General features: G+C 62.3%; 24 protein-coding genes. 9 read left to right on the forward strand and 15 right to left on the reverse strand.

The genetic code is table 11. The annotated features are described in order from the left end of the window. Positions 1-153: 153 nt before the first annotated feature. A complete protein-coding gene (locus ACFPWW_RS05810) occupies positions 154-960 on the forward strand; it encodes a phytanoyl-CoA dioxygenase family protein (RefSeq protein WP_377310936.1) in 807 nt (268 codons plus the stop codon). A gap of 314 nt (positions 961-1,274) precedes the next feature. Here the strand turns inward: ACFPWW_RS05810 and ACFPWW_RS05815 are convergent, their stop codons facing one another. Continuing rightward, the gene (locus tag ACFPWW_RS05815; RefSeq protein WP_112703858.1) at positions 1,275-2,219 is read right to left on the reverse strand and encodes a GlxA family transcriptional regulator; all 945 of its coding nucleotides are present in this window, start codon (positions 2,217-2,219) and stop codon (positions 1,275-1,277) included. Between the two features lie 130 nt (positions 2,220-2,349). Here ACFPWW_RS05815 and ACFPWW_RS05820 point away from each other — a divergent pair, with 130 nt between their 5' ends. After that, positions 2,350-3,147 (forward strand): SDR family NAD(P)-dependent oxidoreductase, encoded by a 798-nt coding sequence (locus ACFPWW_RS05820; protein ID WP_377310939.1) that lies wholly within the window; start codon positions 2,350-2,352, stop codon positions 3,145-3,147. Between the two features lie 54 nt (positions 3,148-3,201). Here ACFPWW_RS05820 and ACFPWW_RS05825 read toward each other — a convergent pair whose 3' ends face one another. Next, on the reverse strand, positions 3,202-4,230 hold the full coding sequence (locus tag ACFPWW_RS05825; RefSeq protein ID WP_377310941.1) for an alpha/beta hydrolase family protein: 1,029 nt from the start codon (positions 4,228-4,230) through the stop codon (positions 3,202-3,204). A gap of 26 nt (positions 4,231-4,256) precedes the next feature. On the opposite strand from ACFPWW_RS05825, the gene ACFPWW_RS05830 reads away from it, so the two are divergent. Then, positions 4,257-4,529: a hypothetical protein gene (locus ACFPWW_RS05830; RefSeq protein WP_377310943.1), complete on the forward strand. Its 273-nt coding sequence runs from the start codon at positions 4,257-4,259 to the stop codon at positions 4,527-4,529. Here ACFPWW_RS05830 and ACFPWW_RS05835 read toward each other — a convergent pair. Together ACFPWW_RS05835 and ACFPWW_RS05840 are read right to left on the reverse strand one after the other, a co-directional pair. Then, positions 4,526-5,500 (reverse strand): threonine ammonia-lyase, encoded by a 975-nt coding sequence (locus ACFPWW_RS05835; RefSeq protein ID WP_112703694.1) that lies wholly within the window; start codon positions 5,498-5,500, stop codon positions 4,526-4,528. The two genes, ACFPWW_RS05830 and ACFPWW_RS05835, sit on opposite strands and share 4 nt — an antisense overlap. A 69-nt stretch (positions 5,501-5,569) precedes the next feature. After that, positions 5,570-6,631 carry a helix-turn-helix domain-containing protein gene (locus ACFPWW_RS05840; protein WP_377310945.1) on the reverse strand — a complete coding sequence of 354 codons (1,062 nt, stop codon included), beginning with the start codon at positions 6,629-6,631 and terminating at the stop codon, positions 5,570-5,572. A 149-nt stretch (positions 6,632-6,780) separates the two neighbouring features. On the opposite strand from ACFPWW_RS05840, the gene ACFPWW_RS05845 reads away from it, so the two are divergent. Next, positions 6,781-7,482: a hypothetical protein gene (locus tag ACFPWW_RS05845; protein ID WP_377310947.1), complete on the forward strand. Its 702-nt coding sequence runs from the start codon at positions 6,781-6,783 to the stop codon at positions 7,480-7,482. Between the two features lie 8 nt (positions 7,483-7,490). On the opposite strand, the gene ggt is transcribed toward ACFPWW_RS05845, so the two are convergent. Both ggt and ACFPWW_RS05855 read right to left on the reverse strand, forming a co-directional pair. Next, positions 7,491-9,233, reverse strand: a complete 1,743-nt coding sequence (gene ggt / locus ACFPWW_RS05850; RefSeq protein WP_377310949.1) for a gamma-glutamyltransferase — start codon at positions 9,231-9,233, stop codon at positions 7,491-7,493. 98 nt (positions 9,234-9,331) lie between these two features. Beyond that, positions 9,332-9,697, reverse strand: a complete 366-nt coding sequence (locus ACFPWW_RS05855) for a winged helix-turn-helix transcriptional regulator (protein ID WP_112754661.1) — start codon at positions 9,695-9,697, stop codon at positions 9,332-9,334. Positions 9,698-9,803: 106 nt separating this feature from the next. On the opposite strand from ACFPWW_RS05855, the gene ACFPWW_RS05860 reads away from it, so the two are divergent. Further along, positions 9,804-10,133, forward strand: coding sequence for a nuclear transport factor 2 family protein (locus ACFPWW_RS05860; RefSeq protein ID WP_112563836.1), 330 nt, complete (start codon positions 9,804-9,806; stop codon positions 10,131-10,133). Beyond that, positions 10,130-10,933, forward strand: coding sequence for an SDR family oxidoreductase (locus ACFPWW_RS05865; protein ID WP_377310951.1), 804 nt, complete (start codon positions 10,130-10,132; stop codon positions 10,931-10,933). The genes ACFPWW_RS05860 and ACFPWW_RS05865 overlap by 4 nt, the downstream gene beginning before the upstream one ends. Here ACFPWW_RS05865 and ACFPWW_RS05870 read toward each other — a convergent pair. From ACFPWW_RS05870 to ACFPWW_RS05895, 6 genes are all read right to left on the reverse strand, one after another. Beyond that, the gene (locus ACFPWW_RS05870) at positions 10,885-11,934 is read right to left on the reverse strand and encodes an alpha/beta fold hydrolase (protein ID WP_377310953.1); all 1,050 of its coding nucleotides are present in this window, start codon (positions 11,932-11,934) and stop codon (positions 10,885-10,887) included. The genes ACFPWW_RS05865 and ACFPWW_RS05870 overlap by 49 nt on opposite strands. A gap of 78 nt (positions 11,935-12,012) precedes the next feature. Then, positions 12,013-12,630 (reverse strand): tetratricopeptide repeat protein, encoded by a 618-nt coding sequence (locus ACFPWW_RS05875; RefSeq protein WP_377310954.1) that lies wholly within the window; start codon positions 12,628-12,630, stop codon positions 12,013-12,015. Between the two features lie 98 nt (positions 12,631-12,728). After that, positions 12,729-12,854 (reverse strand): type B 50S ribosomal protein L36, encoded by a 126-nt coding sequence (ykgO, locus tag ACFPWW_RS05880; protein WP_007826467.1) that lies wholly within the window; start codon positions 12,852-12,854, stop codon positions 12,729-12,731. A 174-nt stretch (positions 12,855-13,028) separates the two neighbouring features. Then, complete coding sequence (locus ACFPWW_RS05885; protein ID WP_112703857.1) at positions 13,029-14,096, reverse strand: 5-(carboxyamino)imidazole ribonucleotide synthase; 1,068 nt, start codon at positions 14,094-14,096, stop codon at positions 13,029-13,031. Then, complete coding sequence (gene purE, locus ACFPWW_RS05890) at positions 14,093-14,587, reverse strand: 5-(carboxyamino)imidazole ribonucleotide mutase (RefSeq protein ID WP_112564123.1); 495 nt, start codon at positions 14,585-14,587, stop codon at positions 14,093-14,095. The genes ACFPWW_RS05885 and purE overlap by 4 nt, the downstream gene beginning before the upstream one ends. Before the next feature lie 16 nt (positions 14,588-14,603). Next, the gene (locus ACFPWW_RS05895; protein ID WP_007826473.1) at positions 14,604-14,807 is read right to left on the reverse strand and encodes a YdcH family protein; all 204 of its coding nucleotides are present in this window, start codon (positions 14,805-14,807) and stop codon (positions 14,604-14,606) included. Positions 14,808-15,037: 230 nt separating this feature from the next. Here ACFPWW_RS05895 and ACFPWW_RS05900 point away from each other — a divergent pair, with 230 nt between their 5' ends. Further along, a complete protein-coding gene (locus tag ACFPWW_RS05900; RefSeq protein ID WP_007826474.1) occupies positions 15,038-15,211 on the forward strand; it encodes a YdcH family protein in 174 nt (57 codons plus the stop codon). Between the two features lie 155 nt (positions 15,212-15,366). On the opposite strand, the gene ACFPWW_RS05905 is transcribed toward ACFPWW_RS05900, so the two are convergent. Together ACFPWW_RS05905 and ACFPWW_RS05910 are read right to left on the reverse strand one after the other, a co-directional pair. Then, a complete protein-coding gene (locus ACFPWW_RS05905) occupies positions 15,367-15,627 on the reverse strand; it encodes an ArsR/SmtB family transcription factor (protein ID WP_025669780.1) in 261 nt (86 codons plus the stop codon). Between the two features lie 65 nt (positions 15,628-15,692). After that, entirely contained in the window at positions 15,693-16,457 is a 765-nt protein-coding gene (locus ACFPWW_RS05910) for a sulfite exporter TauE/SafE family protein (RefSeq protein WP_377310956.1), read from the reverse strand. A gap of 108 nt (positions 16,458-16,565) precedes the next feature. Between ACFPWW_RS05910 and ACFPWW_RS05915 the strand changes: the two genes are divergently transcribed. Beyond that, positions 16,566-17,219, forward strand: a complete 654-nt coding sequence (locus ACFPWW_RS05915) for a thiamine phosphate synthase (protein ID WP_112754652.1) — start codon at positions 16,566-16,568, stop codon at positions 17,217-17,219. A 10-nt stretch (positions 17,220-17,229) separates the two neighbouring features. Next, a complete protein-coding gene (locus tag ACFPWW_RS05920) occupies positions 17,230-18,309 on the forward strand; it encodes a tetratricopeptide repeat protein (RefSeq protein WP_112754650.1) in 1,080 nt (359 codons plus the stop codon). 9 nt (positions 18,310-18,318) lie between these two features. Here ACFPWW_RS05920 and ACFPWW_RS05925 read toward each other — a convergent pair whose 3' ends face one another. Then, a complete protein-coding gene (locus ACFPWW_RS05925) occupies positions 18,319-20,064 on the reverse strand; it encodes a chemotaxis protein (RefSeq protein ID WP_377310959.1) in 1,746 nt (581 codons plus the stop codon). Positions 20,065-20,136: the final 72 nt, after the last annotated feature.

Here is a 20,136-nt window from a genome sequence, read left to right on the forward strand (position 1 = left end):
CCTTCTTCTTGAGCCTCTAAGGCTTCGCCTCCGGGCACAAGACGATGCGGCCGCTCCACCAGCCTGTCGGCTGGCGTGTTGCCGTGGACTGTAACCACCCTGCGTCAGGCGAATGGACAATGCCGGCAGGGTCTGGCGATAGAGAGATAATTCATGACATCTGTTGGCTATCCGCCGGCGCTCAGCGCCGCGCAGATCGAGCAATTCATCGAAGACGGCTTCGTGCGGATCTATGATGCCTTTCCCCGAGATGTGGCCGAGGAAGCTCGCGCCATCATGTGGCGGGACATTCCGTTCAATGCCGATGATCCGAAAACCTGGGTGCGGCCGGTCGTTCGGCTCGCCGGTTATGGCGGCGGGCCGTTCAAAACGGCGGTCAATACGCCCGTGCTGCATTCGGCTTTCGATCAACTCGTGGGCCCGGGACGCTGGGAGCCGCGCAACGGTCTCGGCAGTTTTCCGGTGCGCTTTCCGCATCCGGACGATCCCGGCGATGCCGGCTGGCATGTGGACCTGAGCTTTCCGGGGGAAGACGGAAACCCTGGCGAGCAGCGGGATTTTTCCGCCTGGCGGGTCAATGTCAACTCGCGCGGACGGGCGCTCCTGATGCTCTTCCTGTTCTCGGATGTCGGCGAAGAAGACGCGCCGACGCGGATCCGGGTCGGATCGCACAAGGATATGGCAAGGATGCTCGCGCCAGCTGGCGAGGCGGGCATGGCGCATCTGTGGCTGGAGCATGTCGGCGAAGACAGGCCGCTTGCTCTGGCGACGGGGCAGGCGGGCACCGTCTATCTGTGCCATCCGTTCCTCATCCATGCAGCACAGATGCATCGCGGCAAGGAGCCGCGCTTCATGGCCCAACCTGGCCTTGCGCCTTCCGAGCCATTGAATCTTGTGCGTGAGGACGGTGCCTATTCGCCTGTCGAAATCGCCATCCGCAGGGCGCTCGAGCAAAGCTAAGCGTGGGGCAAAACCGCTGCGCAGCTCTGCGCGGCATGGCAGGTGTGGAGGAGGCCGCTTGGTATCGGAACCTCCTCCACTTCAAGCAACCTCCTCCACAAGTTGCCCGAATTCACGAAGGGCGCGCCTTCTTGCTTCCAGACGGTCACTCGATGCTCTCGGTGGCGGAGGCTGTTTGGTCGAACTTGCCGGAAGTCACTTATAGAGGCGGTACGGCAACGCTTGCGGCTACTCCCGGAAAATACGCTTTCAGCCTCAGCACCTCCTCCACCCCGCCGCGGCCGGAGAGGACGGATTGAGCTTTGCCGGGCGCGTCACGCCTGCATTTCCTGCTGTGCTGCCCGGCGGATCGCCTGTGGCGGCTGGCCGAAGGCGCGCAGGAAGGCGCGGCGCATACGTTCGCGATCGGCAAAGCCGGTTTCGCGCGCAACGACATCGATCGGATGGCGGCCCTGCTCCATCATCAGGCGGGCCGCTTCGAGCCGCAGGTTCTCGACAGCCTTTGCCGGCGACTGGCCTGTTTCGGCGCGAAAGGTGCGGCTGAACTGGCGGGGGCTCAGATGTGCGGCTTCGGCCAGTTCCTCGACCGAGAGCGTTGATTTCAGATTGCTGCGTGCATGCGCAAGTGCCTTCTGGATGCGGTCGGATTTCGGCTCCAGTTCCAGAAGGGCGGAGAATTGCGACTGACCGCCGGCGCGACGATGATAGACGACGAGCTTGCGGGCAACGGCCCGCGCAATCTCCAGCCCGTGATCCTTCTCGACCATTGCGAGCGCCAGATCGACGCCGGCCGTCATGCCGGCGGAGGTCCATACCGAGCCGTCGATGATATAGATGCGGTCTTCCTCCATCCTGATTTGCGGATAGCGGCTTTGCAGTTCGCGGGCGAGGTACCAGTGGGTCGTGGCACGCCGACCGTCGAGAACACCGGCATCGGCAAGCAGGAAGGCGCCGGTGCAGATCGAGGCGAGGCGCCGGGTAGCGGGAAGGGCAGCGCGGATGAAATCCGCCTCGGCCTTGTTGGGCAGCCTGATGTCGGGAGCGCCGGCGACGATCAATGTGTCGAAGGCGGGATCTGCGAAGGCTTCCGTTTCGATGATCATGCCGAGCGAATTGGCCGTCGGGCCGCCGGTCTCCGACAGATAACGGATATCGTAGACCTTTTCGCCGAGTTCGAGATTGGCAAATTCGAAGGCCGAGACGGCAGCAAGGCTCATGATCTGAAAGCCGGGAAAGAGCAGGAAAGCGATTTGCTGCATGGTCGTCATGTCCTGAAAAGAGGATGTCCTAAAAGGTGGTATATATGACATTCAGGACGTCGGCAATTGATCGTAAGACTCTCCTCAAGCGCAAGGCAATCGGGCCGGCGCAGCAAACGGAGAGACGATCATGGCACAGGAAAACAAGGGTACGGCGCTCGTCACCGGCGCGTCCTCGGGCATAGGCGCGATTTATGCGCATCGCCTGGCACGGCAGGGCTACAACCTCATTCTCGTTGCGCGTAACGGCGAGCGGCTGAAGGCGCTGGCAAGCCGACTTGCTGACGAGACGGGCCGCACGGTCGAAACGCTGTCTGCCGATCTCGGCAGGAAGGACGATCTCGCCAAGGTCGAGAATGTGCTGAAGGAAGACCGCAGCATCACCATGCTGGTCAACAATGCCGGCTTTGGCGGTACCGCGCCGCTGCTTGCCTCCGACGTGGACAGGATGCAGGAGATGATCGAACTCAACGTGACGGCGCTGACGCGGCTGACCTATGCGGCGGTGCCCGGTCTCGTTGCCCGCGGCGGCGGCACGATCATCAATATCGCCTCGATCGTGGCTATCGCGCCCGAGATCCTGAACGGCGTCTATGGCGGAACGAAAGCCTTCGTACTCGCCTTCAGCCAGTCGCTGAAACACGAACTCAGCGACAAGAATATCCGCGTCCAGGCCGTGCTGCCGGGCGCCACGGCCACCGAGTTCTGGGGTATTGCCGGCACGCCGGTCGAACATCTGCCGGGCGAGATCGTCATGTCGGCGGAAAACATGGTCGATGCCTCGCTGGCAGGTCTTGCCGAGGGTGAATTTGCAACGATCCCGGCGCTCGAAGATGCCGGCTTGCTTGCCGCCTACGAGCAGGCGCGCCAGGCGCTGATGCCGAACCTGTCGCGGTCGGTGCCGGCCCCGCGCTACAGGGTCGCGTGAGGACAGGAATTGAAGGAATGATATCGTCCGTGGCAGGTGCCTCGGACGATATTGCTACAGCGAGAGATCCGCGCGCAAGGCGGCTGCGACCATTTCTGCCAGGCGATCATGGACGGCCGCGCGGTTCGTTCCCTCGGGATCGTCGCAGAGAGGCTCTTCGCCCTCCTCGCGAAGGATGGCGGCGCCTGCCGGTTTGCACTCGCTGAAGGCGCTGTATTGCGTTGCACCCGTCAGGAGATCGTAGCGCGCACCGGGTATTGCATCTTTCAGGCCCGATGCGCTGAGGCCGGGCCAGACGGTCTGCGCAGTGCCGAGATTGATAAGCCGCACCGGGTTCGACATGCGCGCAAGGCTTTCGGGCGCGAAGCTCGTGGCGAATTCGGGATCGATGACGACGGCCGCCTTCACCCGCGGGTCGAGATGGGAGCGGGTCAGCTTCTGCCTGCCGATGGAATGCAGATCGATGCCGGCGCTGGCGAATTCGCGGCAATCTATGCCGGTACCGCCGGCATCGCAGGATCGTGCGAAGCGTTCCGGATCGAGCTTACCGCCCATGATCGAAAGCGCGGATGTCCCGCCGACAAGGAAGCCCAGCACCCCGATGCGGTTGCGGTCGATCTCCGCTGGCAGCGTGCCGTCCGTTTCGATTGCCGACAGGGCCGCGGAGAGATCGGCCGGCCGGAGCCATATTTCGCGGAGGCTCTCCTCGCTCGTCATGGTTTGCGGATCCGGCTGGCGCATCATTGCCACCACGAAGCCCTTGGAGGCGAGGCGCGATGCCATCCAGGCGCCGACGAACGGACCGGATTTCAGGCCGCCATGAGAAAGCAGGATCAGGGGACGGCTGCCGGCTGCGGCAGGCGCACCTTGATATGCGGCCTCACCCTTGAAGAGCGGACTGTCTCCGATCAGCACCGGAGTACCGCCCGCTGTGGCCGGATACCAGAGCGTGACGTCCGTTGTGCCGCGGCGTTCCGGCACGGGAACCGAAAGGAAGGAAAGACCGACGACATCGGCTTCACCTGCTGGCGTATTGGCGGCAAGCAGGCAGGCCGAAAGCAGCAGGGCGAGAAGATGCATCATGAAAACCTCGCAATGAAGACCGCCACATGGCGGCGAGGCGAGATTTCGCTGCTTTCCGGATGAGAGAGACCCCAATCACGATCGAGGTCGTCGCCGATCGCGATCAGGGTCTTCTGTTGCCGAGCTCCGCGTATGGCTGGAGAATTTCCGACGAGGACTGTATCGCCTTAAATGCCTATCTCTTTGTTTCCAAGCAATTCCGGACGCAAAACCGCTTTACACTTTTGCTGGAATTGCTCTTTGTTTCCACGCAATCCTGGACGCAAAACCGTTTCACACTTTTGCTGGAATTGCTTTAGCCGAAGCGCTCCAGGGCCGTGGTGAATACGTCGGCGTCGATATTGCCGCCCGAGGTGACGACGACAGCCGTATCGCTGTTCAACTGGTCGCCATGGAAGAGCGCCGCGGCAAGGGCGACGGCCCCGCCGGGCTCGACGACGATCTTGAGGCGGGTGAAGGCAAGGGCGACGGCGCGCAGCGCCTCGTCGTCCGTTACGACGATGCCCTGTCCGGCAAGACGCTTCAGGATCGGGAAGGTGATGTTGCCCGGCTGCGGCGTGATGATCGCGTCGCAGATCGAGCCGGTCAGGGCGGCGTTGCGCTCGATCTTGCCCGATGCGAGCGATCGCGTCGTGTCGTCGAAGTTTTCCGGCTCGCAGGGGCGGACGCGAAAGCCCGGCGCGCTTGCTTCCAGCGCAAGGGCAATGCCCGAGCTCAGGCCGCCGCCGCCGCAGGGAACGAGGACTTCGGCGTTCCTGACGCCCTCCTCTTCGGCCTGTTCGGCAATCTCCAGTCCGGTCGTGCCCTGGCCTGCGATGACCAGCGGCTCGTCGAAGGGCTTGATCAGCGTGAGCCCGCGCTCGGACGAGAGCTTCGCGCCGATCTCGTCGCGGTCCTCATTGGCGCGGTCGTAGAGCACCACTTCGGCGCCGAAGGCCCGCGTATTGGCGATCTTCAGCTTCGGCGCGTCGCTCGGCATGATGATGACGGAGGGGACACCGTGCATGCGCGCGGCAAGGGCGACGCCCTGTGCGTGGTTGCCGGAGGAAAAGGCGATGACGCCCTTCCTGCGGCTTTCCGGATCGATGCCCGAGACGGCCGACCAGCCGCCGCGAAACTTGAAGGAGCCGGAATGCTGCAGGCATTCGGCCTTCACGAACAGCCGCCGGCCGGCGATTTCATCAAGGAAGGGGGAGGAGAGAAGCGGCGTGCGCCGCGCATGGCCGCGCAGGCGGGCCCTGGCGGCAACAATCATTTCAATGGAAGCCATGGGAATCTCTTCTGCTCTAATACCGCTCATGCATAGAGCGCGCATCCTTGCTTGTGAACGGCGACTTTGTCACGGTGACATGAATATGACATTGGACGCAGCGCCACCCGATTTCTGCGGGACGCGCCGTTTCCTGAACTGTGTCGGGTTTTCGCCGTTCATACGCGCAAATTCGCGGTTGAAGTTGGACTTGCTGATGAAGCCCGAGTCGAACATGACCTGCGTTATCGGATGATCGGTGCTGACCAGCTGCTCGCAGGCGGCACGGATGCGGAAGTCGTTCACATATTGCGAGACGCTCATGCCATGGATGCGGTTGACGGCGGTGGAGACGCGCCGGGCGGGCAGGTTCATCTTGCGGGCAATGCGGGTCAGGTTGAGGTCGGGGTCGCGATAGAGCTGGCGGGCGCGCATCAGCGTATCGAGAGCGTCGGCGACGGCCCCATCCTCTTCCGTTGCCGGTGGCGGCGGAGGCGGCTCTGCGGAGAACGCCTCCGTGCCGCTGCCGCCGCTTGCCACGGAGGCGGCAGTGCCGAGGACCAGAAGCGCGATGACGTTGCCGAGCGCGACGATGGCGCCCGCGTGCGTGCCGCCGGTCCTGCTGAAATCGAAGCTGATGATGACGTCGGTGACGGCAGAAGCGATGAGCGCGAAGCCGGTGATCTGCAGCGACCGGTAGGAAAGCATCGCGCCGTCGAGGCGGGTGGCGACGAGCGCGTCCGGGCCACCCCAGGCAAGCCGGAGCAGGGCGGCGCCGTAGCCGAGGAAGATCAGGATAATGGCGAGGCTGATGGGCTCGGGATAGAGGGCGATGAAGACGGCGATTGTCGCCGTCGGCAGAAGATGCGGCCAGAAACGGGACAGGGCCGGCTGCTCCTCCATCGCCAGCCCCTTGAAGCAGACCCAGGCAAGCGCTGCGATTGTCGTCGCGATCAGGGACTGGATCGGCATGATCCCGACGACGTCGTAACCCCAGCGGATGCCGATCACGACGGACTGCAGACCATAGAGGCCGATCAGCAGCAGAAAGGGCTGCTTTTCGGCAAACGAGCCGTCCCCCTGCCGCAGCATGCGGACAAGCAGGATGGCGAGCAGCAGGGCGACGACAAAGGGTAGGGGAACGAAGATCATCGGCGTTATCCGGTAGCGGTGATGATTGCAGAATGAACCCGATTGCGTTCGGGGTCGACCCGGATCGTGATCGAGGTCTCGAATCGAAGCCGGAACCGCGATCGTGATGATGCCCTCGACGGGAGGGTTTCATTCACGGGTGGCTTTCAATGCTCATTCTCCTTGTCATGCCGGTGATGCTGGCAGCGTCGGCTCTGCCGGACGGGATATCTTCAACCGCGATCCCCGATCTTTCCGGCGTGAGGGCGGTTGCCATCAGCGGCGACGCCAACTCGATCAACATCACCACACGCAGCGACCGGCCCTATGGCGCGTCGCTCAGCGGGCGACGGAGGGGCTGGTTCTCGTCATGGTATTCGAGCTGGTACTTTGCCGATTGCCGCGGCAATAGCGAAATGCGGGTCGACGGCTCCGTTCTGCATATCAATATTGCCGCATCATCCTGGCTGGATCCGTCCGACTGCGTCATCGAACTCAATGCAAACGTGCCCACCGGCGCGGCAATCGGGATTGAGCAGAGTGCTTTCACAGCAAGGCTTGATGGCCATTTCTCCGATCTTGCCATCACCGCGAAAGCGGCTGACATCCGCTTTGACGGCCATGCCAGCGGCATCGATATCCGGGGCGAAGCGGTGCGCGCCTCCATCGTTTTCGACAGGGTGGAAGCGGATGAGAACATCGTAATCCGCGCTCGCGCGCTCGATGCCGACCTCGGCTTCGGAGGCGATATCCCGGTCGATTACCAGGTGACGGCAAGGGCCTCCTGGGTCGATGCCCGGCAACCCGGCGTGCGGGGCGCAAAACCGCGCGTCGAGATCGACGGCGATTTCGTCCGGGTCAGGATTCGCTGAGGCCCGTTTCAATAACCGTTTGCCGAGCCTTCGGTCGCGCGATCATCCATCGCACCATTATAGCGGGCGCCGCCGCCTTTCTCGATTGCCGCAAGGCTCTTGCCGCCGACGAGAATGCCGGCCGCCTGACCCCAGACAGGCCCATCATTGCCGCCGTCGAGCCTGTAGCCCATCGCGGCAAGCGCCTTTTCGGTATCCGGAGACAGGGCATAGGGCTCCAGATAAACGGTGTCCGGCTGCCACTGATGATGGATACGCGGGGCGTTGACCGCCTGACTGATGTCCATGCCGAAATCGACGACATTGAGGATCGCCTCCAGCGTGATGGTGATGATTCTTGAGCCGCCGGGGCTGCCGATCACCATGAAGGGCTTGCCGTCCTTGGTGACGATCGTCGGGCTCATGGAAGAAAGCGGTGTTTTCTTCGGCGCGATGGCATTGGCCTCGCCCTGCACGAGACCATAGAGGTTCGGCACGCCGGGCTTGGAGGTGAAGTCGTCCATCTCGTTGTTGAGCAGGACACCGGTACCCGGCGCCACCACGCCAGCACCGAACGAGCCGTTCAGGGTATAGGTGACAGCGACCGCGTTGCCCTCGTCGTCGATGATGGAATAATGCGTCGTCTCGGTGCTTTCCTTGCCGCCGAGCGGCTTCAGACCGGCGGAGGTGCCGGCCTTGTAGGGATCGATCTTGGCGCGGATTTCAGCCGCGTATTTCTTGTCGAGCAGCTTGGACACCGGATTGTCGACGAAGTCGGGGTCGCCGAGCGCGGCGTTGCGGTCCACATAGGCATAACGCATGGCCTCGGCCATGATGTGGACGGCCTCGGCCGATCCGTAGCCGAGGTAAGAGAGCGGATAGGCTTCGAGCACGTTCAGGATCTCGCAGATGATGACGCCGCCGGAGGAAGGCGGAGGCGAGGAAATGATGTCGTAGCCGCGGTAATTGCACTCGATCGGCTTCAGTTCCCGAACCTTGTATTGCTCGAAATCCTCACGCGCGAGAATGCCGCCCTTGGCCTGGCTTGCCTTGACGATCGCATCGGCCGGCGCGCCCTTGTAGAAGGCGTCGGGGCCTTTCTCCGAGATCGACTGCAGGACGGCGGCAAGATCCGGCTGCACCAGCCTTTCACCGGATGAATAGGGGACACCACCCGCCTTCAGGAAAATTTTCGCCGCCTCCTCGTCTCGGGCAAGCCGTTTGGCACCGCTGGCGAAAGTGGCCGCATCGCCCTGCTCCAGCGTGAAACCTTCCTTCGCATATTGCAGAGCCGGGGCGATCAGCTCTTCGCGCGTCTTGGTGCCGTATTTCTCGCGGGCTGTCTCGAAGCCCATGACCGAACCCGGCGTGCCGATGGCCAGATAGCCATCAAGGCTGGCGCGCGGGACGATGTCGCCTTTGGTATCGAGATACATGGTCTTGGTGGCGGCAAGGGGCGCACGTTCGCGGAAATCGAGGAAGGTCGTTTTTCCATCCTTCAGGCGGATCGTCATGAAGCCGCCGCCACCGAGATTGCCGGCTGTCGGATAGACGACGGCCAGCGCGTAACCGACCGCGACCGCGGCATCGACGGCGTTGCCGCCGTTTTTCAGCACTTCGACGCCGACATCGGTTGCCAGATGCTGGGCGGTGACGACCATGCCATGCTGCGCTTCAACAGGCGCCGGCGAAGCGGCAAGAGCCGGCAACGGGGCAAGGCAAAGCGAAATGGCGGCGAGAATGCTAACGGATTGTCGCGAAAAACGGTCCATGATTTTCCCCTCCAAGGACGGCGATCACGAAAATATGGCGTCGATTTCGCCTCAGACAATGATCGGGCTCGGCGCGTTTCATCTCCCCTCCGAACAGGTCAGGAAGAGGCATCGATCGATAGTTCCGGGCTGAAAACCATGCCGGTCAGATCCTTGTCCTTCAGGGCAGCCCACTTCAACAGGGCATCCAGGGCGGGACAAAGGGCCTGTCCCCAGTCGGTCAGCCGATATTCCACTTTGGGCGGCACCTGATGATGGACGATGCGCAGCACGATGCCGTCATTCTCCATCTGGCGCAGCTGCTGGATGAGCATCTTCTGCGAGATGGCGGGGATGGCGCGTTCGAGATCGGAAAAGCGCAGGACCTTGCCGCCGAAGAGGTGGAAAAGGATGATGAGCTTCCAGCGTCCTTCCAGAATCTTCAGCACGTTTTCGACGCCGGTGGCAGCAGAATAGGGTGTCATCGCAGTACCTTACTTTCAGGTAAGTACCTGACTTTCTTGTAGGTTCTTGTCATTCGGTAAGCCTATGCCCATTCTTTTCGCGAAGCAACCGAAGAGGAGTTTGCGAATGCGTATCGAGCTTCCGAAACCGCTGGCCGCCTATTACGCCGCCAAGAACCAGAAGGACGTGGCGGGCATGCTTGCCTGCTTTGCCGCCGATGCGAGCGTGCATGACGAGGGACAGGATCGGCGCGGGCATGCCGAAATCCGCGAATGGATGGAGGAGACGACGCGCAAATATGGTGTGACGGTCGATCCCAGGGAGATTTCCGGCGGGGCCGATAAGCCGGTGGTGGCGGCGCTCGTCGCAGGCAATTTTCCGGGCAGTCCGGTCACTCTATCCTATCACTTCACGCTCGCGGACGGTGCGATCTCGCATCTGGAGATCAATGCATGACGGCCGTCCCGGACTTTCCGTTCGATCCGAGCGAGTTCATCGGCAAGCGGGCGCTTGTTACCGGCGGCACCAAGGGCATGGGCCAGGCGATCGTGAGGCGGCTTTCGGCCGCCGGCGCGAAAGTGGCAACGACGGCACGCTCGCCGCTTCCCGAAGGGCAGGCACCTGCACTTTTCGTCCAGGCCGATATCAGCACGGCGCAGGGCGTGAACAGGGTCGCCTCGGCAGTGCTCGACGCTTTCGGCGGTCTCGATATCCTTATCAACAATGTCGGCGGCTCATCGGCGCCGAGCGGTGGTTTTGCGGCATTGAGCGACGAGCACTGGCAAGCGGATATCAATGCCAACTTGCTGGCGCCGGTACGGCTCGACAGGGCCTTCCTGCCCGGCATGATCGAGCGCGGGCAAGGTGTCGTCATCCATATTTCCTCGATCCAGAGGCGGTTGCCGCTCTATGAAGCCACGCTTGCCTACGCGGCGGCAAAGGCCGGATTGTCGAATTACAGCAAGGGGCTGTCGAAGGAGGTCGGGCCGAAGGGTATTCGTGTGAACAGCATTGCGCCGGGTTTCATCGAGACGACGGCTGCCACGGCGCTGATCCGGCGGATCGCTGCAGAAGCCGGCACCGACGAGGAAGGCGGTCGCAAGCTGCTGATGGAATCCCTCGGGGGCATATCGATCGGCCGGCCCGGACGGCCGGAAGAGGTGGCCGAACTCGTGGCCTTCCTCGCCTCGCCCCGCGCCGCTTCCATTCATGGTGCGGAATACACGATCGACGGTGGCACCGTTCCGACCGTCTGATCGAGGGAGGCGCCGGCCAGCCGCTCTTCCGCCTTGCGGGCGATTGCGGCAAGGTCGCGCGGCTGGCCGGCAATCTTCTCCATCGCGGCAATGGCGACATCGGTCGCAAGATAGTCGGGCTTGTGGCCGAGGCCCCTGACCACGACGAGTTCAGATCCCCTGATATCGCGCGCCAATCCACGCGAATGCAGATGCTCCCAGACGATCTCATCCCTGTCGCCGGTGATGATGACGGTTGGCGCCGATATCTCGGAATAATGCGGCGCGTTGGCCGTCAGATATTCGTGGAGCCTCTTGAAATCGGTGGCGTTGTTGTAGAAAGCGCGCGGCCGCAGCACCAACGACGGGCCGGTCTTGGCGACATAATCGCGGGGCCGGGGATTGGGGTGGAAGACGTTCAGCGTGCTGCGCTCCAACCGCCGCAGGCCGAGCGGCACGACGATCGCGTGATTGAAGAGCCAGCCGACGACCGGTGTCGTCGCGACATGGTAATACCAGTCGATGCCGCCGGGCCATGGATGAGAGGCCGGGGCGAGAAACAGCAGGCCGGCTGTCTTCTCGGGATGGCGGACGCCGAAGGCCGCGGCAATCGCGCCGCCGAAGGAATGGCCGACGATGACGGCCTTTTCGATGCCGCGCTTTTCCATCAGTTTGGCAATGGCGTCGGCCTGGCCCGACGGCAGCGCGTTTTCCGGCCCGCCACGCTCCGAGTAGCCGTGTCCGGGACGGTCGACGAAGAGCATTTCGGCGCGAGCCTGCAAGGGTTCGCGAAAGGCGCCGATCTGGTCGAGCAGATTGCCGCTCGCGCCGTGAATGAAGACCAGGGGCGGAAGATCGGCAGCATCAGGACACGGAACATGCACCGCATTCATGCGATAGCCACCGATATCCGTCAGTTCGCCGATATTGGGATAGACATGCTCGAACTGCCGGGCCTTGTAGGAGGAATAGCCGATGGCGGCGGCGATGGGGGCGAGCAGAGCAGAAATTTCGGCAAGCATGGCTTCAACGGCACAGTGACGGTAGCATCGGGCTAAGATTGTGCGTCCTGTTACGCCGTCAAGTGCGCGCCGGATCTGTCAGGTGCGGCTGCCGGCAAGCTTTTCCGAGAGCGTGCTGACCTGCTCCTGCGCGGTGCGATCGGCGGGATAGACATCCAGAACGCGCTCCCAGGCCTTGAGCGTGATCTGGTCGTTGCCGGTGGTGGCGAGGATTGCCGCCATGCCCGACAGCGCACCGAAATGGCGCGGCTCGATCTTCAGTACCTGTTCGATATCGGCCATGGACTTGCGATAGTTGCCGAGCACGAAATTGAGCGTCGCCCGCCGGTTCCAGCTTTCGGCATAGGTGGGTTTCAGGGCAATGGCTTCGTCGAGAAAATCGAGCGCCGCCGGATTGCGTTTCTCCTCGATCGCCTTGTCGGCCCACTGCATCAGGAGATTGATCGTCGCGCTGTCGGAATCGTTCCATTCCATGCGGATCTGATTGGCGATGCTGCTTGCCTTGTCCGGGTCGCGCTCGCGCTTCAACTGCGCATAGAGCTGGTCAAGGCGCTGCCGGGGCGAGGAGCCGGTATCGGCAGGCTGTTCGACAATAACATCCTTCTGCTGCGCGGCAGCGGGAAGGGCAGGGGCGAACAGGGTGAGGACGAGCGGCAGCGCCGCTGAGGTCATAGCAAAAAAGCGCATGGCGGACATATTAGCCCGCCACTGCCGAAGATCAAACAAATTTGACGTGATCACCGAAGCGACCCACCGATATGCCCGCCCATCAGCAGGCAATCGGATATGCGCAATCAGCCCTGACGAGCCTTATAGCGCGGGTTCTGCTTGTTGATGATGTAGATGCGGCCCTTGCGGCGAACGAGACGGTTGTCACGATGACGCGCCTTGAGCGACTTGAGCGAATTCTTGATCTTCATTTTTCTGATCCGCGATGTTTCTGGGGGAATTCACATTCGCCCGTGTCTTTTAACAATCAAAAGCGCGCCGGCTGGGCGCGCTCTTTAGGTGGGGGAGCAGATAACCCGACCTCTGCCTTGTGTCAACCACATGAAGGCTTTTTTCCGCGGGTTTCAGGCGCTCGCCACGCCTGCTCAGGAGGCCCTGCCCGTCAGCGTGGTCACATGGCCCATCTTCCGGCCGGGGCGAGACTCGGTCTTGCCGTAGAGATGCACAAGCGTGTCGTCGCGCTTCAGCCAGTCCGGCACGGCAAGGATATCGTCGCCGATCAGGTTCTGCATCACGCAATCGGAATGGCGGCGAGGATTGCCGAGCGGCAGGCCGGCGACGGCGCGGATATGCTGTTCGAACTGCGAGACGACGCAGGCCGCTTCCGTCCAGTGGCCGGAATTGTGGACGCGCGGGGCCATCTCGTTGGCGATAAGGCTGCCGTCTGCCAGCACGAAGAATTCGATGCCGATGACGCCGACATAATCGAGCGCGGCCAGGATCCGCTCGGCCGCCTTGCGCGCCGCATCGGCCGTGGCATCGAGGATCGTCGCCGGTATGGTCGAGGTGTGGAGGATGCCGTTGCGGTGGACGTTTTCGGCGGGGTCGAAACAGAGGACGGCGCCGTCGCCAGCGCGGGCGGCGATGATCGAGATTTCGCGTTCGAAGGCGACGAAGCTTTCGAGGATGAGCGGCACGGCGCCCAGTTGCGCATAGACACCGTCGGAAGTGTCGGCCGGCGAGCGGAATACTTTCTGGCCCTTTCCGTCATAGCCGAGGCGGCGGGTCTTCAGCACGCCCTGGCCGCCGAAATCCTTCAGGGCCGATTCGAGATCGGCCTGGCTGTCGACGGCATGGAAACGCGCGGTCGGGATGCCGCAACCATTGATGAAGCGCTTTTCGACCAGTCGGTCCTGGGCCGCTTCCAGTGCCCTTGGCGGCGGGTAGACCGGCACGCTTCTGGCCAGCATTTCGGCCGCGGCGACAGGCACGTTCTCGAATTCGTAGGTGACGACATCGCAGAGCCCGGCCAGTTCGGCGAGTGCTGAAGGGTCGTCATAGGCGGCGACGATCTGGCGGTTGGCGAGCTGGGCGGCGGGGCTATCGGCCTGCGGTTCCAGGATCACCGTGCGGAAATTCAGCCGGGCTGCGGCCATGGCAAGCATGCGGCCGAGCTGGCCGCCGCCGATAATGCCTATCGTGCCGACCATCAGAGATCGTCCATCGGGTATTCGGCGACGGAAGCGCTCTGGCGCTCGCGCCATTCGTCGAGACGGTCGGCGATCTCGTCGTCCGAGAGAGCAAGGACGGCAGCGGCAAGAAGGGCCGCATTGATGGCACCCGCCTTGCCGATCGCAAGGGTGCCGACGGGAATGCCGCCCGGCATCTGGACGATGGACAGCAGGCTGTCCTGGCCCGACATGGTCTTGGACTGGACCGGCACGCCGAAGACCGGCAGCGGCGTCATGGCCGCCGTCATGCCCGGAAGGTGGGCCGCGCCGCCAGCGCCGGCGATGATGACCTTGAAGCCCTCGGCGCGCGCGCCCTTGGCGAAGCTTACGAGCCGGTCGGGTGTGCGATGAGCCGAAATGATGCGGGCATCATACTCGATCTCCAGCGCCTCCAGCGTATCGGCAGCATTCTTCATGGTTTCCCAGTCGGACTGGCTGCCCATGATAATGGCGACTGGCGGTCTGTCTGTTATCGTCACAATCGTTCCTTCAGGCGATGATGTCAGGGATGATCTGGTCTTCCAGCTTGGAGAGCTTGTCCTTGATGACCAGCTTCTTCTTCTTCATGCGCTGGATGCGCAGGGCATCGCAGCCCGTCTCAATCATGGCGTTGATCGCGGCGTCGTAATCCTCGTGCTCCTGGCGCAGACGCGCCACCATGAGCCTGATTTCCGCCTGTTCCTGATCGGCCATTTGCATTCCCCATAATCGTCTTCGGACCTTGTCCGGTCTGCCGATAATTTCCGCAAGCTCCTATCACCAAATAGAGGTAACGGGAAGTTAGTGTTGATCATGAATTTGCCGCTTAGTCTTCATCTTTTGGCCTTCGACAAGCCTTCAAAAATGTGTCACAGTCCGCTGGTTGACACCTTGGATCCTCAGCGATGGATGGCTGGGGAGAGGTAAGAGGAAGGAAGGGTCAAATGACTGTTCAAGCTCATCTTGAATCGCTCCAGAAAAAGCATGTTGCTCTCGAGGAGGAGTTGCATGCCCTGAGAACATCTCCCTCTATTTCCGATACTGAACTTGCCGAATGCAAGCGCCGCAAGCTGCGCATCAAGGACGAGATCGAGCGTCTCAAGTCATCCGTCCATTGATCTTTCCAGGATATCGCCGGACAACGGTCTTGCGCAAGAAAAGGTAAAATTCCCAATTTTCCAGACAATCTCGTAAGACCCGGTGATTAACCGAGAGCAAGCGCCAGTCCCATGCATACGGCATCGGGCTGGCGTTTTTACGAGAGGGGGCGCCTTTACGCCCAGAACTGATCCAGCCAGAGATTAAGCTTGTCGAAGCCGCGGTTGTTGACCGTGTAGATACGCTTCGTTCCTTCCGAGGTCACGGAAACAAGGTTGCTTTCGAGCAAAGCCTTCAGGTGTTGCGACACGGCCGGCCGGCTGATCGGCAGGCCCTCGGCAAGCTCGTTGACCGTCTTCGGTGCGCGCCGTAATTCCTCCAGCAAGAACCGCCGGTTCGGATCGGCAATCGCAGCGAAGGGGTCCGTGTTCGACATTTAAAAAAGCTACGTCAAACAGGGCTTTCCAGCAAGGAAATTGTGCATCGCAACGGAACGCAACCCTATTCGAGCATGCCTTCGCGCAGGATCAGGAAAGCAGCAATCAGCGCCATGGCATACATGAACGGATAGAAGATCTGCGGCCGCATGCGCCGTACGCACCATGCGCCGGCAACGGTTGCCAGCGGGGCGAAAGGCAGGAGCGTGGCGGAGGTCAGAAGATTGCGGGTGTCGAGCTGGCCGAGCGCGAAATACGGAACAAGCTTAACGGCGTTCAGGATGGCGAAGAAGCGAACGCTGGTGCCGGTGAATTCGCGCGGCGGCAGCTGGAGCGGCAGAGCGTAGATCTGAAAGGGCGCGCCGCCAGCGTGGGCGACGAAGCTGCCGTAGCCGGAAAACGTGCCCCAGAGGCTTGCCAGCAGCGGGCGCTGTGGTCGCGGCGGGATGACCCTTCCCTTGCCGGGGCCGAAATTGTTCCAGAAATAACGCAGGCAGAAGGCGATGGTGACGGCGCCGATGACGATGCGCAGCACATGGCCGGGCACGAGCGCCGACGTCGCCCAGCCGAGCGCGATGCCGAAGATGGCGCCCGGCAGCATGATCCTGAGCGTGGTCCAATCGCCGTGCTGGCGCCAGATGACCAGCGATATCATGTCCATGAAGACGAGGATGGGAAGCAGGATCGCGGCGGCTTCGACCGGGGCGACGACGAGGGCGAGGAAGGGAAGGCCGATCAGCGACAAGGCGTCGCCCATGCCGCCTTTGGCAAGCCCGACAAGGATGACAGCCGGGATTGCGGCGTAGTAGAATGACAGGTCCTGCAGCATGCTTTTGAAGTTCCTCCCCTTGCAAGCCCCCTCTATCGGAATTACTCACTCAAAACGAGTGCGGATCCGCCATAGAGCGGGAAAAACCGCCGCAGATGGAAAGACTTCATGACCGAACCCGAAAACCGCTGCCGTCTTGTCCTTGTTGTGCCCGATATCGCCGATGCCGACGAACGGGCCAGGATCGTTGCCGATGCGTTGAAGGGCGGCGATGTCGCCTCCGTCATTCTGCCGCAATACGGTCTCGATGACGGCAGCTTCCAGAAACACGCCGAAAAGCTTGTGCCCGTTATCCAGAGTGCCGGTGCTGCGGCGCTGATTGCCGGCGACAGCCGTGTCGTCGGCCGGGCCAAGGCCGACGGCCTGCACATCACCGGGCCGGCAAGTGAGATTGCCGATGCGATCGATCGTTATGCGGACAAGCTGATCGTCGGCGGCGGCAACGCGGCCGACCGGCACACGGCGCTGGAAGTCGGTGAGGAGCGGCCCGACTACATCTTCTTCGGCAAGCTCGACGGCGACATCAAACCTGAAGCGCATCCGAAGAACCTGGCGCTTGGCGAATGGTGGGCATCGATGATCGAAATCCCGTGCATCGTCATGGGCGGCACCGATCCGGCATCGGCGCTTGCCGTCGCCGAGACCGGCGCCGAGTTCGTGGCCATGCGCATGGGCGTATTTGCCGAGCCGGCTCGGGCGCCCTCGATCGTCGCCCAGATCAATGCCTTGCTTGACGAAAAAGCGCCACGGTTTGAGGATTGATATCGCGCTTATGCCGATCCCCGCCCGCCTTTCGAGATGCGCTCTCCTTTTCACGGCCGCTTTATTGGCGGTGCGGCCGGAACTCGCGCTGGCACAAGCGAACGAGGCGATTGCCGAACCCTCGGCGACGCCCAGCCAGACATTCCGCACCGACCGGCCGCAGCCGCAGGGCGTGGTGCCCTCCGACGGTGTCGGGGTTTTCGATCGCATGGGGGCGAAGCTGCCCGACCTGCCGCCGGAGAAGGAATATAAGGGGCCGATCGACGAGGCGTTCGGCGCCTATCAGCGCGGCTATTATCTGACCGCCATGGACAAGGCGCTGCCGCGCGCGCAGCTCGGCGATCCGGCGGCCCAGACCCTGATCGCCGAGATCCTGTCGCAGGGGCTCGGCGTCAAGCGGGACATGAAGAATGCCGCCTTCTGGTACGGCAAGGCGGCGGAGGGCGGCGATCCGGCCGCCATGTTCAAATATGCGTTGCTCCTGATGGAGGGCAACAATGTCACGCGCGACAAGGCCAAGGCCGACGAATATATGCACAAGGCGGCCGACGCCGGAAATTCATCCGCCGAATTCAATTGGGCGCAGACGCTTGTTGCCGACAATCCCGGCGACAAGGGACTGAAGCTTGCCCTGCCTTACTATGAAAAGGCGGGAGAGCAGGGCGTCGCAGACGCGCAATATGCCGTGGCGCAGATCTATCAGCAGGTGCCGGACCTGCCCGAAGACAAGAAGCGGCTGGCCCGCGACTGGATGGCGCGCGCGGCGCGCGCCGGCTTCGATACGGCTCAGCTGGACATGGGTATCTGGCTGGTCAACGGCGTCGGCGGGCCGAAGGACTACGTGCGCGGCTTCGAATGGCTGAAGCTTGCCGCCAACAGGGGCAATGTCGTTGCGCAGAACAAGCTCGCGCATCTCTACATCAATGCGATCGGTACGGCGCCGGATCCGATCGAAGCCGCCAAATGGTATGTCCTGTCGCGGCGCGCAGGCTTGAGCGATCCCTCGCTCGAGGATTTCTATCTCGGCATCGAGGACGACCAGCAGAAGGCGGCGATTGAGGCGGCGAACAAGTTCCGCCGCCTCAACTGAGGGTCTTTTCTAGAAGAGAGCGTCTTCGAACAGATCCTCGTCGCTCTGGGCCTTGGCAGGCTCGGCAGGGGCCGATGCCGCCGTTGCCTCGGTGGCGGGAATGATATCGCGATGGACATTGCGTTCCTGCACCATGGTGTAGAGCTTGAAGATCCTGTGGTCGAGCGGGGCGATCGTTTCGGCCATGTCGGAAATATCGGCAATCTGGTCGCCGGCCACGGTTTCCAGCACGTCGGCGCAGCGGGCGAGCACGTCGCCGAGATCATGCTGGAAATCGAGCTTGCCGATCAGGAGGCTGATTTTGGTCGCGACCTCGCGTCCATGTTCGGCCAGCACCTTGAGCTCGTCTTCCATCAGGTTGGCGGCGGCGCGGATGGTGCCGACGGCCGACGTGAGGCTTTCGGCAAGGCCGCCATTGCTGGTGCCGGCGGCAGGGGCAACGCGTCCGGCCGAGGCCTCGAGCGCCGGCAGTCCATTGACGATGGCATCGGCTGAATCGTCGAGCTTGCCGGCAAAGATGCGCAGCTCTGCGGTGACGACGTTGATCGACTTGCCCTCTTCGCCGAGGCGGCTACAGCGCAGGTTGGTGTTCAGCGCCATATAGTGAATGTCGGTCTTGACCGCGCGGATCGCCTCGATGGACTGCAGGAGCGTTGCGGCGGTGCCGAGGGTCGACTGGCTGACCTGATCGGCCTGACGGCTTGCTGTATCGACCTGCTTGACGATTTCGTGGGCGGCGGAGACGCTGGATTCCAGCGCGCGCATGAAGTTGCCGCCGCTGTCGTCGCCTTGACCGCTCATCTGGTCGCGCAATCTCAGAATTTCCTGCGTATCCTGGCTGAAGCTCGCGATGGTTTGCACGACATTGCGCGACTCCCGCTGGAAGTCCGTGCACATGTCTGCCATCTGTGCGGCCGTCAGGTGATGGATGACGTTGTGCAGCCGCTTGCGCGCGTCGGCATCGAGTTTGGCGCCGTCTTCGCTCGCGAGGAAATCTTCGAGCAGCGAGAAGGTGCTCTGCACGTGCTCGATGCGCTGGCGGGTGATGTCGCCGATCTGCAGCGCCGAAAGCGTGGAGGCGACCTTGCCCTGCACGCCGCGGGCGATGGCGCCTACGTCACGGGCGATGGCGCCGAGGTTCTGGCGGTGATCGGCAATCTTCTTCGCGTCATCCTTGAGCGCCCTGGCGACGTCAGGCACGGTGTCCGCATAGCTTTTGGAGAGGCTGTTGCCGAAGGAGAGGGCAAGTTTCACCTCCTTCTGCAGGCTGTCGAGATGGGCGGCGAAGCGATTGACTTCGTCCGTTCCCGAATAGATGCGCTCGAGAATTTCCTGAGCGAAGCCGGCAAATTCGGCAAGACCTGCGCCGGTTATCTTGACCGTGACCGCGAAGGTGCGCAGATAGCGCATCGTCTCCTGCATATCCGCGACATGCCGGTGCAGTTCCGAACCGGTCTGGGCAAGTGCAGCGAGAGCCTGCTGGCGGTTTTCCTCGGCACCCGGAAGCTCGATCAGGTTCTGGACGGTCGCATTGAGATCGGCGCTGGTATCGCTCGCCTCATTGCTGTCGAGCGCCTTGGTGATCTGGTCCAGCGACGTCAGCAGACGATTGAGGACATCCATCACCGAAAGCAGAACGGTGCCGCCTTCGAGGAAGCGTTCCTCGACCTGGGTGCGGGCCGATTCCAGGGTCTGGCTGATATCCGAACCCGATGCGTAGAGCGCAGTCTGTACCGATGCCGTCGCGTTTGTCACATTAGTACCTTTACTTATAAACACAGGCAATTTGACTCTATTTTTACGGGCAGGATGGAAACGGCAGGTAAA

Source organism: Rhizobium sp. GCM10022189, from assembly GCF_042656325.1.
Taxonomy (GTDB): Bacteria; Pseudomonadota; Alphaproteobacteria; order Rhizobiales; family Rhizobiaceae; genus Rhizobium.

Coding starts and splice junctions, on each gene's coding strand:
- ACFPWW_RS05810 (WP_377310936.1), top strand. CDS start 154: ATGACATCTGTTGGCTATCCGCCGGCGCTCAGCGCCGCGCAGATCGAG.
- ACFPWW_RS05860 (WP_112563836.1), top strand. CDS start 9,804: ATGCGTATCGAGCTTCCGAAACCGCTGGCCGCCTATTACGCCGCCAAG.
- ACFPWW_RS05855 (WP_112754661.1), bottom strand. CDS start 9,697: ATGACACCCTATTCTGCTGCCACCGGCGTCGAAAACGTGCTGAAGATT.
- ACFPWW_RS05845 (WP_377310947.1), top strand. CDS start 6,781: ATGCTCATTCTCCTTGTCATGCCGGTGATGCTGGCAGCGTCGGCTCTG.
- ACFPWW_RS05900 (WP_007826474.1), top strand. CDS start 15,038: ATGACTGTTCAAGCTCATCTTGAATCGCTCCAGAAAAAGCATGTTGCT.
- ACFPWW_RS05825 (WP_377310941.1), bottom strand. CDS start 4,230: ATGATGCATCTTCTCGCCCTGCTGCTTTCGGCCTGCCTGCTTGCCGCC.
- ACFPWW_RS05905 (WP_025669780.1), bottom strand. CDS start 15,627: ATGTCGAACACGGACCCCTTCGCTGCGATTGCCGATCCGAACCGGCGG.
- ACFPWW_RS05830 (WP_377310943.1), top strand. CDS start 4,257: ATGGCGGCGAGGCGAGATTTCGCTGCTTTCCGGATGAGAGAGACCCCA.
- ACFPWW_RS05910 (WP_377310956.1), bottom strand. CDS start 16,457: ATGCTGCAGGACCTGTCATTCTACTACGCCGCAATCCCGGCTGTCATC.
- ACFPWW_RS05915 (WP_112754652.1), top strand. CDS start 16,566: ATGACCGAACCCGAAAACCGCTGCCGTCTTGTCCTTGTTGTGCCCGAT.
- ACFPWW_RS05840 (WP_377310945.1), bottom strand. CDS start 6,631: ATGATCTTCGTTCCCCTACCCTTTGTCGTCGCCCTGCTGCTCGCCATC.
- ykgO (WP_007826467.1), bottom strand. CDS start 12,854: ATGAAGATCAAGAATTCGCTCAAGTCGCTCAAGGCGCGTCATCGTGAC.
- ACFPWW_RS05870 (WP_377310953.1), bottom strand. CDS start 11,934: ATGCTTGCCGAAATTTCTGCTCTGCTCGCCCCCATCGCCGCCGCCATC.
- ACFPWW_RS05815 (WP_112703858.1), bottom strand. CDS start 2,219: ATGCAGCAAATCGCTTTCCTGCTCTTTCCCGGCTTTCAGATCATGAGC.
- ACFPWW_RS05835 (WP_112703694.1), bottom strand. CDS start 5,500: ATGGCTTCCATTGAAATGATTGTTGCCGCCAGGGCCCGCCTGCGCGGC.
- ACFPWW_RS05895 (WP_007826473.1), bottom strand. CDS start 14,807: ATGGCCGATCAGGAACAGGCGGAAATCAGGCTCATGGTGGCGCGTCTG.
- ACFPWW_RS05865 (WP_377310951.1), top strand. CDS start 10,130: ATGACGGCCGTCCCGGACTTTCCGTTCGATCCGAGCGAGTTCATCGGC.
- ACFPWW_RS05920 (WP_112754650.1), top strand. CDS start 17,230: ATGCCGATCCCCGCCCGCCTTTCGAGATGCGCTCTCCTTTTCACGGCC.
- ACFPWW_RS05875 (WP_377310954.1), bottom strand. CDS start 12,630: ATGTCCGCCATGCGCTTTTTTGCTATGACCTCAGCGGCGCTGCCGCTC.
- ACFPWW_RS05820 (WP_377310939.1), top strand. CDS start 2,350: ATGGCACAGGAAAACAAGGGTACGGCGCTCGTCACCGGCGCGTCCTCG.
- ggt (WP_377310949.1), bottom strand. CDS start 9,233: ATGGACCGTTTTTCGCGACAATCCGTTAGCATTCTCGCCGCCATTTCG.